The organism is Leptospira yanagawae serovar Saopaulo str. Sao Paulo = ATCC 700523 (assembly GCF_000332475.2).
Classification (GTDB): Bacteria; Spirochaetota; Leptospiria; order Leptospirales; family Leptospiraceae; genus Leptospira_A; species Leptospira_A yanagawae.
Genome location: NZ_AOGX02000035.1, coordinates 37352 through 51814, shown reverse-complemented (window position 1 = coordinate 51814; position 14463 = coordinate 37352). Strand labels below are relative to the sequence as shown.

General features: G+C 39.9%; 15 protein-coding genes. 3 read left to right on the top strand and 12 right to left on the bottom strand.

Features of this window, described 5'->3' with window-relative positions:
- Nucleotides 1-41 precede the first annotated feature (41 nt).
- A complete protein-coding gene (locus tag LEP1GSC202_RS15995; RefSeq protein ID WP_015678819.1) occupies nucleotides 42-311 on the top strand; it encodes a hypothetical protein in 270 nt (89 codons plus the stop codon).
- 2 nt (nucleotides 312-313) lie between these two features.
- Here the strand turns inward: LEP1GSC202_RS15995 and LEP1GSC202_RS15990 are convergent, their stop codons facing one another.
- Genes LEP1GSC202_RS15990 through guaB form a run of 3 tightly spaced genes read right to left on the bottom strand, consistent with a single transcriptional unit; the run spans nucleotide 314 to nucleotide 3312 of the window.
- On the bottom strand, nucleotides 314-997 hold the full coding sequence (locus LEP1GSC202_RS15990) for a 16S rRNA (uracil(1498)-N(3))-methyltransferase (protein WP_015678784.1): 684 nt from the start codon (nucleotides 995-997) through the stop codon (nucleotides 314-316).
- A gap of 8 nt (nucleotides 998-1005) precedes the next feature.
- Nucleotides 1006-1776, bottom strand: a complete 771-nt coding sequence (locus LEP1GSC202_RS15985; RefSeq protein ID WP_015678849.1) for an outer membrane lipoprotein-sorting protein — start codon at nucleotides 1774-1776, stop codon at nucleotides 1006-1008.
- A gap of 9 nt (nucleotides 1777-1785) precedes the next feature.
- Nucleotides 1786-3312: an IMP dehydrogenase gene (gene guaB / locus LEP1GSC202_RS15980; RefSeq protein ID WP_015678765.1), complete on the bottom strand. Its 1527-nt coding sequence runs from the start codon at nucleotides 3310-3312 to the stop codon at nucleotides 1786-1788.
- Nucleotides 3313-3409: 97 nt separating this feature from the next.
- Here guaB and LEP1GSC202_RS15975 point away from each other — a divergent pair, with 97 nt between their 5' ends.
- On the top strand, nucleotides 3410-4567 hold the full coding sequence (locus tag LEP1GSC202_RS15975; RefSeq protein ID WP_015678832.1) for a DUF1577 domain-containing protein: 1158 nt from the start codon (nucleotides 3410-3412) through the stop codon (nucleotides 4565-4567).
- Nucleotides 4568-4577: 10 nt separating this feature from the next.
- Here the strand turns inward: LEP1GSC202_RS15975 and LEP1GSC202_RS15970 are convergent, their stop codons facing one another.
- The 3 genes from LEP1GSC202_RS15970 to LEP1GSC202_RS20045 all read right to left on the bottom strand — a co-directional run bounded on the left by LEP1GSC202_RS15970 (nucleotide 4578) and on the right by LEP1GSC202_RS20045 (nucleotide 8164).
- Nucleotides 4578-6494: a B12-binding domain-containing radical SAM protein gene (locus LEP1GSC202_RS15970; protein ID WP_039929252.1), complete on the bottom strand. Its 1917-nt coding sequence runs from the start codon at nucleotides 6492-6494 to the stop codon at nucleotides 4578-4580.
- Nucleotides 6495-6539: 45 nt separating this feature from the next.
- The gene (locus LEP1GSC202_RS15965) at nucleotides 6540-7799 is read right to left on the bottom strand and encodes an EAL domain-containing protein (RefSeq protein WP_015678886.1); all 1260 of its coding nucleotides are present in this window, start codon (nucleotides 7797-7799) and stop codon (nucleotides 6540-6542) included.
- Nucleotides 7800-7993: 194 nt separating this feature from the next.
- The gene (locus LEP1GSC202_RS20045) at nucleotides 7994-8164 is read right to left on the bottom strand and encodes a hypothetical protein (protein ID WP_015678807.1); all 171 of its coding nucleotides are present in this window, start codon (nucleotides 8162-8164) and stop codon (nucleotides 7994-7996) included.
- Between the two features lie 79 nt (nucleotides 8165-8243).
- Here LEP1GSC202_RS20045 and tmk point away from each other — a divergent pair, with 79 nt between their 5' ends.
- A complete protein-coding gene (gene tmk, locus LEP1GSC202_RS15960) occupies nucleotides 8244-8846 on the top strand; it encodes a dTMP kinase (protein ID WP_015678789.1) in 603 nt (200 codons plus the stop codon).
- Between the two features lie 4 nt (nucleotides 8847-8850).
- Here tmk and LEP1GSC202_RS15955 read toward each other — a convergent pair whose 3' ends face one another.
- The 6 genes from LEP1GSC202_RS15955 to LEP1GSC202_RS15930 form a co-directional block, all read right to left on the bottom strand.
- Nucleotides 8851-9738 carry a class I SAM-dependent methyltransferase gene (locus LEP1GSC202_RS15955; protein WP_015678888.1) on the bottom strand — a complete coding sequence of 296 codons (888 nt, stop codon included), beginning with the start codon at nucleotides 9736-9738 and terminating at the stop codon, nucleotides 8851-8853.
- Nucleotides 9739-9745: 7 nt separating this feature from the next.
- The gene (locus tag LEP1GSC202_RS15950; RefSeq protein ID WP_015678900.1) at nucleotides 9746-10600 is read right to left on the bottom strand and encodes a metal ABC transporter permease; all 855 of its coding nucleotides are present in this window, start codon (nucleotides 10598-10600) and stop codon (nucleotides 9746-9748) included.
- The gene (locus tag LEP1GSC202_RS15945) at nucleotides 10593-11306 is read right to left on the bottom strand and encodes a metal ABC transporter ATP-binding protein (RefSeq protein WP_015678771.1); all 714 of its coding nucleotides are present in this window, start codon (nucleotides 11304-11306) and stop codon (nucleotides 10593-10595) included. The genes LEP1GSC202_RS15950 and LEP1GSC202_RS15945 overlap by 8 nt, the downstream gene beginning before the upstream one ends.
- Nucleotides 11284-12243, bottom strand: a complete 960-nt coding sequence (locus LEP1GSC202_RS15940) for a metal ABC transporter substrate-binding protein (protein WP_015678898.1) — start codon at nucleotides 12241-12243, stop codon at nucleotides 11284-11286. The genes LEP1GSC202_RS15945 and LEP1GSC202_RS15940 overlap by 23 nt, the downstream gene beginning before the upstream one ends.
- A gap of 15 nt (nucleotides 12244-12258) precedes the next feature.
- Nucleotides 12259-13620 carry a TonB-dependent receptor gene (locus tag LEP1GSC202_RS15935; protein WP_039929250.1) on the bottom strand — a complete coding sequence of 454 codons (1362 nt, stop codon included), beginning with the start codon at nucleotides 13618-13620 and terminating at the stop codon, nucleotides 12259-12261.
- Between the two features lie 61 nt (nucleotides 13621-13681).
- Complete coding sequence (locus LEP1GSC202_RS15930) at nucleotides 13682-14437, bottom strand: hypothetical protein (protein ID WP_015678767.1); 756 nt, start codon at nucleotides 14435-14437, stop codon at nucleotides 13682-13684.
- Nucleotides 14438-14463 lie beyond the last annotated feature (26 nt).

Sequence of the window (14463 nt, the reverse complement as noted above, 5' to 3'; positions counted from 1 at the left end):
AACCGATTGACGAAATGCTAGGAGAGAAGAGTCTTAGTGTTATGAAACGTTTTATTTTACTGATTGTTTTGGGTTTTGTCATGTTCTTATCTACATCTTGCCAAAAACGAGAAGACAAAACCTTGGAGAGAAACTTGTTCACCTTCATCGTATCCTGTACGGGAGGGAGTTTGGATGCTTGTAATTCTGGATGTGCTGCGGCGTATCCTGATATCACTGGGGCAAATTATACTGCCGCTTCCACTTGTTTTAGCAACTGTTCTACCAATTGCAATTTATCAGGAACGATTTTACTTTTAACAAACAAATAAGTTCAATTTGTTCCATAAACCAGAAAACTTGCGGCAACAATTCCGCAAGTTTCGGTACGTAACACCCCACCGGGCAAAGTGATACGTTCGATTCGGTTTTTTTCCATCCAGTTTTCTTCATCCATATGGAACCCACCTTCAGGCCCAATCACTGGAATTTTGTTTTGTAATGTACCCATCTCGAAAGGTTGATTTCCAAAAGGATGGAAGACCACCAAACTTTCTTTATGTGCTTCTAACCAGTTTCCCGCAGGTTCAATGGAGAGTTTTAAAATTTCCGTTTGTTTGGATTGGGCAGCTGCTTCTTTTACTATTTTTTCGGCTCGTTCTAAATTGAATTCTTTCCGGATCGAATGACGAAAAACCAAAAATACCACTTCATCCAAACCGATCTCAGTCACTTTTTGTAAAAAGAAATCCAATCGATTCCCTTTCGGTAAGGCAATTGCTATTTTTTTACGATGGTTTTTTCTCGGAACATACTCTTCATTTTGGAAAAATAGTTCTTTGGAATTGGGCAAGTAGATATAATTAAAGAGCCCACCCTCTCCATCACGGATTTGGATGATGGTAGATTCGTTTTGCAATCGAAGCGCCCGAAGGTGGTTCAACTCTTCTTTGGAAAGTTGGATGGATTCTTTTTTTTGGAAAGCTGTCCGAAAGAGGATAAGGCCTGGTTCAACCAAAATGAATGTTACCGGCTTAGGTTATCCACATTGAAAAGGGAAGCATCTGGGTTCACTGTTTTATCCACTTCTTGGATTTCCCAAACAGTGATGCTACCTGTATTCAAATCTAACATTTCCAACCGAGAGGCTTTTTGGATTTCTTCCACTTTGCCTGTATTGTCTTTGATTTTGACAGGACCATACTTTAAGTTTAAGGTTTTGAATAAAATACCATCACGGTCATGAAAGTCCACACGATAGGGTTTTAGATCTTTTTTACCAACTAGTAAAACTAACTTCTTATAAAAGTATGGTAAAATGGGTTTCAAAGAAACGCGGTAGTACACTTCTCCACCAATTTCCAAATCTCCATTGACTAGAGGGTTGTAATTTGCCTGATACGAATATCCAGACAAATCCACATAAAAAAATCCAGTGCCCATGAGGGATTCGTATTTTTCATCATCGGTTTTGCGAAAGAGTTTTGCACTGAGGACATTGAAGAAAAATACATTTTCCCCTTCATCTTTCGTGAGGAGTTTGGACTCTAAACCTCTACCCTTTCGATCAAACAACAAAAGGGCATCCTCCCCATTGAAAAACCGGTTGATCTTCCAGGTTTCCGATGTTCCGTTCCTACGAATGAGAACGTAGGTTCCTTTCACAAGGCCTTTTCCAAAATCCATTTCTCGGTCAAGCCTTGCCAAAAGTTCTTGTGCCGACAAACTCGTATCAGGTGTTTGTGCATCGAGTGTGGCAAAAGAAATCAAAAAAAATAAAATCCAAAGTTTTCGCATGTAATTTCTTTATTCAGCTCTCATCGAAGGTTTCGTATAAGAATACAATCCATGAACACTTCCTTGTGCCTGTGCCGATTCCGTCCGACGTTCAAAACGAAGTTTTCCTTCGCGTAAGGCTTTGTGAAGGTCTGGGATATTTCGGTATCCCATATCTTGGAAACTTTGTCTTAGGCCTTGCACAAGGTATGGGATGAGATTGAGAACGGATCCTTTGTCCACAACATAACCAGAAACACCCTGTGCTACCTTGATCTTTTGTGATTCTGAGAAATACCGTTTGTCCCCACCTTTGCTCATCGCTTCCAAACTAGCCATCCCTCTATATTTCTTTAGACGAATGCCGTTCTCATAAAAATACTCACCAGGTGCTTCTTTTGTTCCTGCAAACATGGAACCCATCATACACATGGAAGCCCCAATCGCCAGTGCATTGGCGATGTCACCGATATTCGAAATGCCTCCATCAGCAATGACGGGAACCCCGTGACTTTGCGCATACTCTGCCGTTTTGAAAACAGCAGTCGCTTGCGCTCGACCAACTGCCATTGTATCTTGTGTGATACAAATGGAACCAGGTCCCATTCCAATCCTTAATCCGTCAGCCCCAGCCCCAATGAGATTGGCAGCTTGTGCTTTTGTGACCACATTCCCACCGATGACATCGATGTTTGGAAAATTGGATTTGATCCATTGGATCATTTCAATTTGGTAACTTGAGTTTCCTTGCGCAGAATCAATGATGATTGCATCCACTCCAACTCCTGCAAGAGCAGCCATACGATCGCGTGACTCCGGTAAGGTGGAAAGTGCAGCACCCACACGCAATCGTTTTTGGTCATCTTTTGAAGATTGGGGGAATTCTTTATTTTTTTTCAGGTCACTTCGACAAATGAGTGCCACAAGTTTTCCTTGTTTGTCCACAATGGGAAGTTTTCCTTTTTTACTTGTACGGAGGATATCATTCGCTTCGAGTAAACTGATTCCTACATTTGCGGTGATGAGTTCTGTGGTCATCACCTTACCTAATTTAATATTGCGGTCTTTTTCAAAATCCACATCTCGGTTGGTGACAATTCCAACTAACTTGGTACTGGCGGTTCCGTTTTCCGTAATAGGGATTCCGCTAAACCCATATTTTTCTTTGACCGCATCTAAATCAGCGACCGTATGTTCTGGTGAAAGGAGGATTGGATCTTTGATGAATCCATTTTCGTATCGTTTTACTTTCCGAACGAGATCTACTTGTTCCTCTATCGTGTTATTATAATGTATGATTCCGATCCCACCCATTAGCGCCTGTGCAATGGCCATTTCAGACTCTGTCACTGTGTCCATGGGCGAACTCATGAGTGGTCTTTTGAGTGAAATATTTTTGGAAAGTTTTGTTTCGAGTTCCACATCACTTGGATTGAAGTCTATATATCCAGGTAGTACTAAAAAATCTCGATACGTGAGTCCCATGTTGACCGAGAAGAGCTCTTGTCCACTGACTCCATCGAGAAGCTCAGATCCTGGTAGGGGGTGATTTGACATAATTATCCTTCCTTTTTCTACTTTAGGTAAGAAAACTCTGCGTGCAAGAGAATTTCAGGAGAAAATTGACCGATAATAGTGAGTACCACGACCTTTTATGGAAACAGTAGAAAGAAACAAACGTTCCTTGGATGTTTTTTCCGACACGGAAAAAAAACTGCATGTTTTGACCAAATTTTTATTAAACCAAGAATTAAACCTAAAAGATGACATCCATTCAGGCGAAATCTGTTACCTAAAAAAGGTATCCCAAGATGGGAACAAAATCCTTGTGGGTGTTCGCCCAACCATTACACTGTCCGTCGGTCAAAAAATCACTCTGTACAAAATCCTTGGTCGTTACTTACACTTGGAATGTACTGTGGAACAGGATAAGGGTGAATCCCAATACATCCTCCAATTGAATAAAATTGCCATCGCCAAAAAAGACAGAGAAAGCTCAAGAATCCCTGTCCCACCTGGTTCTGCTTGGATTACGAATGTGGTTTCGAGTAAGGCAAAAATTGAAACCGATATGTTCCATGTTCCAACCGCTGTCAAAGTCAACTTCCAAGACTATGAAACCAAATTAAAAAACACTGTGGATTTCATTAAAATTTCAACCTTCAATTCTCGTGAAGATAACGAAGTGATACGACTGATCAAAAAAACAAAAAAAGGATTACTCCTAGAAGATGTCAACAATCGGGAATGTTACGAATCTTCACCAAATGAGGACTTTATTGTTTTTGCAGATGAAATTGATGAAGACATTAACAAAGAAATTAATAACCGCAGAAATTTAAAAATCAAATCGGAACTCATACTTCCCGTTTTGTATCTGAATGATGAAGATGAATCCATTCCCATCGGTTATATCCACATGCAAAGTAAAACGGAAAACTTTGATCTCTTAAAAGCCATGGAGATGAAAACATTATGTTTTGAGATGGTGGACCGAATTCGTCACTCTAACATGATTAAGTCGGATGGAAAATTTCCTGTCATTGATATTTCAGAAGGTGGTCTCAAAGTGATTGTGGACCACCCGGATCTCATGCAAAGTTTACCAAAACTTTCCGGATTTCAATTTGATATTTTTTTTAAAATGCAATCCCCATTAACTGCTTTTGGCCAAATCAAAACCATCACAAAAAACGAAGAAGGCCACTTAACGGTTGGTCTTGCTATCGCAGGCCATTCTTCAAGGGCCGGCGAGAAAAAAAGATTTTTAGAGAACGTAGAATTCTTTCGTAAACAAATCCAAAAAACGTAAGGTTCTGATTTTAAATTTCTCCATATCCCAATACTTCCATACACCACCTCTCCTCCAAAGCCCGAGAGGAAAAGGTAATGGTTTCTGGATCCATTACCTCTTTTAAGTGATCCCAATCTTTTTTGGTTACCGTATCCCCTTTTAACAAATAAAAATGAGTCACTTCTGGATTCAATTTGGTAATTGCAGAAGGTGGTATGGTTTCATACACTAAAAATGATTCTTGTCCGTCTAGTTGGGAACACCAATTACGAAGCCTTTCGTTTCCTTCAGGGATAACCAGTACCAATCGGTGTTGTAAGTTTTCACCTCTGTATGCCAATGTTTTGGAGAGATAGGAGTTTCGTTTTGACTCTAGGTAACGAACTAAGGATTGGATTTCATTTGCATTGGGAACATTTCCCAGTTCGATCACGAAATCAATTGTGCAAAATGGCTCTCTTTCGATTTTTTTTCCAATGAGTGTTTGGATTTGTTTAAGGTCTTCCGAAAGTGATTTAGGATGGAACCAAATGCTTTGGTGCCTCGACCCCGCTTCCAACACACCAACTTGAGATGGATGGGACTCATTCGAATCCTCCGGATACCAATCAAATCGGTCAGAAATTCCAGTAACCCTATCACATAAAAAAGGCCTTGGGAATTCGTCTAACCTTCGTTCCAGTAGATCTTCTGCAAAATAAACGGAATCACGTAAGTCTTCTGGGCTAAACGTAGGTGTTTGGATGATTCGATACGGTGGTTTAGGCATATAAACCAATCCTTCTTTCTCTGCATCTTTCCGCATACTGGTCCCAGGCAAGACAGAAAGGGGGAAGGCTTGTACCCACTCACCGAGTCCATGTTCTAAGAAAAAATGAATTCCCCTTTCCACATCGTCTGGTGTGTCACCTGGAAGTCCAATGATGAGATCTAAAAGTAAATCAATCCCTTCTCCCGCTAACATCTTTGCCACTTCCGCTACTTTGTTTGGACTCCCATATCGTTTCACTCGTTTTAAGGTTTCTTCGTTTACAGACTGCAATCCAAGTTCAATCCGATTAAACCCAGCTTTTCGAAGTTTGGTGGCAAGTTTTGGTGTTACTCCTTCCGATCGAAGTTCCGCAAACATGGTCATTTGGCCATCGGCATTCACTTCAGCAATGGCATCAAGAAAGGATTCAAACCCTGGTCTGTGATTAAAAGTAGGGTCTAAAAAAACAAGTTCCCTTGCTCCTTGGTTTTTTAAGTTGGAGATCAATTGGATGGTTTCTTTGATATCCAGTGTTCGTAAACTTTGGGAAGACTTCGGATAAAAACAATACGTGCACTGCGATTTACATCCCCTCACGGTTTCCAAATACGTGGACCGTTTTGGATCCACTTGTAAGTGTCCTGTTGTATAGGGGGAAGGAAAATCTGTTAATGGGAAATTTGCTGGTGATGGAACTCCAAATGCACTGAGACTCCCATCTTTTTTTCGATACGCAACATTTTCCACATTCTCTAATGATTCTTTGTGGAGTAATGATTTCATGAGATTACGAAAATTATGTTCTGCTTCTCCAGAAACCGCAATGTCAAAACCAGTCTCACCTAACACAAAAGGATTGTCTTCATTGACCTCTGGGCCACCGACAAGGATTTGGATTTCAGGATTTCTTTTTTTGACTTCGTTAGCAATATAAATGCTACGTTCGGTATTCCATAAATACAATGAGAGGCCTAAAAAATCAGGGCCTTCTTTACAAATCCGATCAATTAAGTCGATGTCTCCGAGTGAATCGGTATCTTCTGGTGAAATCACAGAGGCGGTGATCCCTTTTACAGGATCGTCCTTAGATTCCAAACAACTGGCTAAACTAGCAGCTGCTAGTGGAACATTCCCGGTAGCTGCAAAATAACTTGGAGGTGGAACTGGTAATTGCAAAAACTGCATTTTTGCCATATCTCTTACCAAAATTCCCTATCCAATCCATTAACGCAAAACCTTTCAGCCTCGGGAAACGACCACATCGATAAATAAAATCAAATTTTCAGATAGGTTTCGTGCAAAAGTCCGTAACATCATACGTTCGGAAATGTCATGGTACATATGCGAAAGAGTCCAAGCATCACGGCTGGTTTTGGATTTGTGAAGGTGTTCAAAAAAATAAGGCCGAAAGGACCAGTTTTTCCCAAGGAAGGAATAATCAGGTTTCATATCCCCCATGTCAGTACGAGAGTAATTGGGAGAAACTTGAAATCCCATATGATTGGTGATGTACATCCTAAAAAAATCGCCATCTCCAAATACAGTTGTGTTAAAATTCTCCTGCCATTCCCAAATCCCATCCACTTCTCCAAATCCCATCACGATTTCTGAGAGTTTGTTTTTCCAAATGGTTTCCCATTCGATTTGGTGGTTCATCTCTTTTTGTTTCCGTGCATGGAAGTATTCCAAAGAGGATTGCATCTCAGATCGGTATTCAAATCTTCCCGAAAATGGAACTTCTGGTTTTGCAAAATAATACCCTTGGATGTAACGAGCGCCATAATTCAAAGCATTGTACAATTCATCTTCGGATTCAATACCTTCAAATAATAAACTACTACCTAATGATTCGCCTAACTTTGATAAATTAAGAAGGATCTCTTTAAAATTTCTGGAAAATGTGGAACGACGTAACATTTGTAAATCCACTTTGATGATCTCAGGATGAAACAAACCAATTCGATCTAAATTGCTCGCTTCTGACCCCGCATCATCCACCGCTATGGAAAATCCTTCCTTACGGTATAAATTCAAAACAGGTTTTAATAATTCTAAATTATGAGGAAATCGTTCTTCTGTGATTTCAATTACAATCCTAGTTGGGTCGAGTCCAATTTCTCTCACCATCCGAATGGTTTGTGGTAAGGTTGTTTCCAAATTCAGTAAAGCATGGTACAAAATGTTCGGTGAAATGTTCAGAAATAATTTTGTTTCTGGCGGTGCATCACTTGCAAACTTTTGTAAAGCGGTATAACGTATGGTTTCATCCACTTGTTTTTTTAAAAAAAACAGTTCATCGTAACCCAATGTATGAGTTAGAAAAAATTCACCTAAACTAAGGTAACCTTCGTTTGTAGCCAAACGTCCTAACAGTTCATAACCATAAATCCCTGTGGATTCGGATGACAAAATCGGTTGGAACACTGGGGTGAGTTCCCCCTTGGCAAGCCACTCCTTCCATTCCCTAACTAGTTTATGACTTTCGCTTTCGATATGCATAGAGGGATACATGCATATTTATTGCAAGATCGGTACCAATGAGCATTGTAGTGAAGTTTACTGCATCATGCTTAAATTAGGAGCATTAAAGAACGCAGTGTTTGAATTTTCGTGATTTTTGTAGAATTAATTAGCAAAAAGGTAAAAAAAAAGCCACTCAAGTCACCCTGAGTGGCCTCGAACGGAAACAACAATTACTTGATGTCTCTTGTTCTTGTTTTGAATGATTCATCCAATTTTGGCTTTTTAGAAGGTTTTGGTTCTTCTACCACTGGCTGAGTCGGTTGTTTCACTTCTTCAGAGGCACAGTTGATCATAAATACAGCCAATAAAGCAATGATTAGCATAGACGAAATTTTTTTCATGTATTTGCTCCTTAGACTAAACTGTCGAAATTCGTAAATAAGTCGAGGAAAAAACGTTGATTCTGAAAATGGAAGAGATATGTCCAAAAATTCTCAATTTTTTGTCTTCGAAGGGATCGATGGTTCCGGGAAAACGACAGTTTCAAAAAAAGTTTCGGAAATTCTAAACTCAAAATCCATCCCTACAGAGTGGCACAGGGAGCCAACGGAAAGTGTTTATGGCAAAAAAATCAGAGAATTCCTCCAAGGGAAAATCAAACTAAGCCAAGACGAACAATTAAAACTATTTTTACTCGATAGAGAAGTTTCAGTGAATGAAACCATCTTACCAACGTTAAAGAATGGAAAGTCAATAGTTCAAGATCGTTATTATTTTTCTACGGCTGCCTACCAAGGAAAAGATGAAGAACATGCCGCGGACATTTTGTACATGAATGAGGACAAAGGTTTTCCGGAACCAAACCGAGTTTACTTTTTAGATCTATCTCCGGAAGAAGCTTTGGAACGTAGAAATTCTCGTGGTGGCAACAAAGAAGTGTTTGATGACGAAGGAGAACAAACCCGCATATACCAAAACTACCTTGCCATCCTTCCTGACTCTACCATCTTTGTGGACGCAACGGCTGATTTGGATGAAGTGGTTAACTTTTGTGTGGAAGATATTTTAAAGTCACTGTCTTGATTGGTTACTCTTTATTAACAGAAAATACCATCATATCTCCCAGATTAAACCATTTGACGAAACGGTCAAAAAAGGCCTTTCGCATTCGAAAAAAGATTGAGGCATCTTTTTTATTTGTAAGCCCACTCCCATAGGTAAAGGCCTTGGGAGAATGATAACCAAGAGACAGTAAAAGATTTTTTAATCCGGAAAAGGAATAATAATACAAATGTTCTGGGACATTTAGGTAACGCCAATTTAAACCATTCCATTTGGCTAATAATCCATACCGACAAGTGGACAAAATTAAGATTCCACCAGGTAACAAGTGTTTTCTGATTTTCTCCAAAGTTTCCTTCGGTTTGTGTAGGTGTTCAATGGTCGCCCAAAGAGTGATCACATCAAATTGGTTTTGAAACTCCAAATCCCAAGTTAAAAAATTGTCCTGAAAAATCGAAAGCCCAAGTGATTCTCGTGCAAACTTAACTGGTCCATCGGCAATCTCAATTCCTTTTGCCTCATACCCATTTTCTTTCATGTAAGCGACAAAATAACCTGCGGCACAACCAATATCAAGAGAGGCCAGGGTTTTGCCTTTTATTTCGCTTTCTTTTTTGCGTTTTAACTCCCAAGTAAAAAAATCCAGATCCCTTAAATTCAATTGGAATACACGAGAGATTTCTTTTCTTAATTCACTCGAATAATAGTTATCATACCCACGTTCAGTCCTTTGTGTGAAGTAAGAATCATCATAGTATTTTTTCACCGCATCCAAACTTGGTTGAGGATTTACCTGCACAAGCCCACAAAACTGGCAACTGACAATGGAGAATGTTTCACCAAGTGGGCTATTTTTAGTAAATAGAGGTCGAAAGGTCAAATTACCGCAGGTATTACAAGGAATGGTTTCCACAAAATATTTATCGGCTTCTTTTAGAAAAAACGGAAGAGATAAGAAAACGAATCAGATGGATTAAAAAAGCAAAAAAACAAAGCACAAGAATGATGCTTGAAGATGTGGGAAAGTATATCATTTCACCATTTCGTTCCAGGCCTACGAGAGAGACCATAAATCCAATGCAAGTGGAGAAAATAGAAAACAAGACACAAACAATCGTTAGGATTTTCAAAGAACGAATAATGGGTAATAAGGCAAACACAGGGAGTAAAAGATGAGCTATGCTATAAAATGTTCCAAGTAAATTCACTGCGACCGTGAGTGAGGCCGCAAGGATGATATAAAATAACAAATCAAAAGGAAGTGGGTTTCCCACTTGGATTTTGTATTCGTCCCGATCAAAACTAATGAACAAAAACCTTCTGAAAAAACTCAAATAGAGGAAAAAAAAGAAAATCGCAACATAAATCCCGAGAGAATCGGCTCTCACCTGTGAAGTGAGAATGTCCCCAAAAAAAGCGGCCATCAAATGGTTTTGGACATTGCCACCGAGTGCGAGCATAAACTGGGAAGCTGCAGAAAAAAAAACAAACAAGATCCCGAGGATCACCTCTTCCTTCATACCGGGAAGTTTGCGGACATAGAGAAGTGGAAATACCAAAATACAAGAAAACAAAATCGGAAACACTTCCCCTGGCCATTCCATAAAAAGAGACAAGGCGACAGAAAACGTAACGGCTTGCGAAAGGGTCACACCAAAAAAAGTCATACCCCTAAGTACAATGAGTATCCCGAGGACAGAGAGTAATGCCCCTACAAGACTACCCACTAAGATTTGTGGTAAAAATAAATTCCAACTGGAAAGGAGACTAGTCATGGTGGTGGCAGTTTGGTGGCCTCTCTCCCTTTGTGATATTGTATAACTTTCCTTCGTCGATCTCAAACACTTCATCAAATCCAAAACCCCAATCATGTTCGAGGCTATGGGTGATAAAAAAAAGAGATCTGTTTCCTATCTTTAAGTATTCCGATAAAATGGATTGGAAAAGTTCCCTTGCATTATGATCCAAAGAATCCATTGGTTCATCTAAAAATATCAAATTGGCTTTTGTGAGAAGAGATCGCAAAATCAAAACCTTTTGCAATTGCCCACCACTACATAAAGAAATTTGTTTTTTTAAATAAGAACTAACACCTGTTTTTTCAATGAGAGCCATATCCTCTTCGGAAAATTTACGTTTCGGCAAAAAACTAAAACCAATGTTTTTGGGCATTAAAAGAACGTCTTGCACACGTAACGGAAAATCCAAAGCCATTTTTTTGGCTTGGGGCACATAGGAAGTGGATATCTCTTTGGAAAATTGAATGGAACCAGCAAGTGGTGGGAGTAAGTCCGTGAGTGTGCGGAATAGTGTGGTTTTGCCAGCGCCATTACCACCCACAAGTGCATAGGTTTTACCAGCTTCGATATGAAGGTGGATGTCTGTAACAACAGGGAATTCTTTTCTGTATCCCACAGACAAATGATCTGTGTGGATAAATGTGATTGGTTTTGCCAGACTATTTGGTTTTATCGCTTGCATCGCGTATTTTTTGTAAACTCATTCGTAAGGCTTCTTCGTAACTTGTTGTATCAAGCGCACCGACAGAGACAGGAATTGTGACAACCATTGACCCTGGTACTTTCGAAGAGACATACTCTGCATACTTTGGATTGTGATAAGGTCCGATCAAGATAATTTTTATCTTTTCCGCGATCATATAACTAATGACTTGGTCCATATAACGAACAGAAGGTGGAACACCCGGGCGTTCTTCTATGGTTAAATTGGCATTAAATTTAAACCTAGAAGCAAGGTAAACAAATTGGTCATGGAAAACAGCTACTTTTAGACCAAAGTATGGTTCCATTTTTTTCATTTCTTCCTTTGTCAGCTGGATGATGCGTTTTTTAAAGGAATTAAAATTCCCTTCATAGTATTCCCCATTCAATGGATCCACTCGTGTAAGAGCATTTTTAATATTTTGTGCAATTTGGATGGCATTGATGGGATCATTCCAATAATGAGGATTTCCATAAATGTGCATATCCCCCATGGAACGATCCATCATTACCGTTGGTTCACCCAAAATTTTCACTCCAAAGGAAGTATCACAATACCCTGGTTGTCCTTTTTGGATTTTCATATTTCGCGATTGTTGTTGCAGATAAGGAACCCAACCCACTTCCAAATCAAGACCAATCACACATAAAACATCTGCCTCACTAAGCTTTACTAAAAAATCAGGGCGAGTCATCACAAAATGGGGATCATCCACTCCACGGATCATTCCATATACATCTGCACGATCACCTGCAACTTGTTCGGCGATATATTTTATATCAGAGATACTTGCAACAAGGGAAACTTTTGCAAAAACTGGGAAGGTGAATAAAATCAATGATAACAAACAAAACTTTGTCAAAGGGATACGTTTGGATTCAAATTTCTTATGGATCGTATGAATGATTGCTATCATGATTGTTTTTTCCTCTTAATAACTATGAGCCGGATGGGATCCTAAGATTGCAACTGCTTGCACATAAAATCTCCATTCCCTTTGTTCTTGGAATTCCGTTTTGGAATAGTCCTGGATGTATCGTCTTTCCACAGATCCTCGTATCCTTCCAAACTCAGAACTATGAAAGGTAATTTGTGCGGAATGGGCCTCGATTGCATTGTCCGCAAGTTTTCCATTTTTGTCGACCAGGGATTTGTCGGTAAAATAATCATAACGGTATCCAAGAGACCAGAGTTGGTGGAACTTATAATCCATAAAAAAATAATACCCCCATTGGTCGCGAGACGGAGCTTTTGAGCTTCGGAAGGTACTTGGATCTAATTGTTCCGGGAATATTTCCTGTTGGTACCAACCTTCAGACATGATCATCAGTTCCCGCAAATTAGAGCGGTTCCAACGTAAAACAGCGTCCATTCCATACAGATACCTTTGGTTCCTTCTGTCCGTTGTGGGTTCAAATCGTACACCAGAAAATCCAAATTGGGTTCCCCAGTTATTTCCAAAATAATAAAAATGTTTGAGGTGGGCATACCCCATTGGATTATTTTTTTGTTGGCCTTCGGAATGGGAATGCCCCCATTTTTTACCATTCGTCGCACCTAATACGAGTTCTTGGGTGATCCATTTCCAAGGGAGTAAAATACTAAATTCAGCGCCCGTATCCATTGCCGATTCAAAACCGATAAATTTTTCGTGAACAATGGGATTCATGGTAAAGGGCCTGTCATGTAAGTGGATTCGGTTTAGACGTCCAATGTCGATGAACATCTGTCCCACTTTTAGTGAGGTGTTAAGCGGTAAAAAGGGAAAGATCACATTGGCTTCATGGACTTCGAAGTAATACTTTCCATCTTCTCCGTGAGCTGCTCCGAGGAAATTGGCACGCATCCACTGGTCAACGGCTGCCGTAAAACCAAACTCAGCGGAGCGCACATCAAGTTTGTTATCAATCCGCTCCCCAGTGCCTCTCGGTTTGTTTCTGTCCCAAGCGCCCACGATGTCGATGGCCGCCGACACATCCATCATCAAATTTTGTGCGGAGCGATTGATTTGGTTTGGTTGCTGTGCGTTGGAAGTCACACCTCGGCTCCCTTCCGTGACCTTGCTACGCGTTTCTTGGTCTTTTAAGTCTTTGTCGAGTTCGGCTTCCCAGTCTTCCGAGTTCACTGTTTTCCCAGTTGTTTGGGCTTTGGAACTCGATTTCGATTCCTTTGGATCCTCTAATTCTTTTTCCCAATCATTTGTGTCTGCGTACAACCAAAACGCAAAAAAGACCGGCAGGACAAATCCCACCAGTCGCACCAAAGAAATGGTTTTTGAGAATCTAAATTTCACTGTTTTAACTGTTTTTGACCTTCATTCGAGGATCAAATCTAAATTTGATCCTGTTTCATTGCTAGCGGAAGGAACCAACCGCACCAATTACCGAAGAATAGATAGTTATTGATTTAATGACAGCATTATTGATTCTTAAACCAACTCTATTTCCTGAGAAATCGCTTATAGTCGCTCCATCCTCTTCAAACTCGTAATTACTTCGATCAACTTGATTGCAAGGTAACGACCAACCGAAAATATGTGCATCTCCACTCTCATTATGAACTTCAAGGCAAACAGTTTTTTCAACGGAAACAGAAGATGCCCAAGGAGATCCGGCTTTCGTTCCGAATGCAAAAGCATTAGTTGCATTTAACCATTGCGCTGATGTTGGACTCAAACGGACACCTGGACCAGCCAAACTAGTTGTAGTTTGAATCATTGCATCAATACTCGATCCTGCTTGGTTCATAACATACACAACTTCAATTCCTGCCTTCGATTCATTCCCTGTTTCAGATAAACTAGATGCATTTGTAACAATGGTAGAAGAATTTGAAGTACCTTGAATTCCAGCGTTAAAAGAAACTCCATTTACGGTAAACCCAAAACCATTAAGGACAACGTTTGCATCTCCAGTACAGCCTGCGAAATTGTATTTAGTTCCATTGCCTGCAGATCCTGATACAGCTGTTGGTCCACAGCCAGGTCCCGCCAATAGCGCTGCCAAAATCAAATCTTCATTATTGTCTTTGTCTTTTGAAGAAAATAACTCAGCACAATTTCCAAATGCAAATAACATGGAAATGATCATGAATGGTTGTAAGAATTTCATATCTACCTCTGTTTGCCTATCATTTG

Coding starts and splice junctions, on each gene's coding strand:
- LEP1GSC202_RS15995 (WP_015678819.1), top strand. CDS start 42: ATGAAACGTTTTATTTTACTGATTGTTTTGGGTTTTGTCATGTTCTTA.
- LEP1GSC202_RS15985 (WP_015678849.1), bottom strand. CDS start 1,776: ATGCGAAAACTTTGGATTTTATTTTTTTTGATTTCTTTTGCCACACTC.
- guaB (WP_015678765.1), bottom strand. CDS start 3,312: ATGTCAAATCACCCCCTACCAGGATCTGAGCTTCTCGATGGAGTCAGT.
- LEP1GSC202_RS15975 (WP_015678832.1), top strand. CDS start 3,410: ATGGAAACAGTAGAAAGAAACAAACGTTCCTTGGATGTTTTTTCCGAC.
- LEP1GSC202_RS15970 (WP_039929252.1), bottom strand. CDS start 6,494: ATGGCAAAAATGCAGTTTTTGCAATTACCAGTTCCACCTCCAAGTTAT.
- LEP1GSC202_RS15965 (WP_015678886.1), bottom strand. CDS start 7,799: ATGCATATCGAAAGCGAAAGTCATAAACTAGTTAGGGAATGGAAGGAG.
- LEP1GSC202_RS20045 (WP_015678807.1), bottom strand. CDS start 8,164: ATGAAAAAAATTTCGTCTATGCTAATCATTGCTTTATTGGCTGTATTT.
- tmk (WP_015678789.1), top strand. CDS start 8,244: ATGTCCAAAAATTCTCAATTTTTTGTCTTCGAAGGGATCGATGGTTCC.
- LEP1GSC202_RS15950 (WP_015678900.1), bottom strand. CDS start 10,600: ATGACTAGTCTCCTTTCCAGTTGGAATTTATTTTTACCACAAATCTTA.
- LEP1GSC202_RS15945 (WP_015678771.1), bottom strand. CDS start 11,306: ATGCAAGCGATAAAACCAAATAGTCTGGCAAAACCAATCACATTTATC.
- LEP1GSC202_RS15940 (WP_015678898.1), bottom strand. CDS start 12,243: ATGATAGCAATCATTCATACGATCCATAAGAAATTTGAATCCAAACGT.
- LEP1GSC202_RS15930 (WP_015678767.1), bottom strand. CDS start 14,437: ATGAAATTCTTACAACCATTCATGATCATTTCCATGTTATTTGCATTT.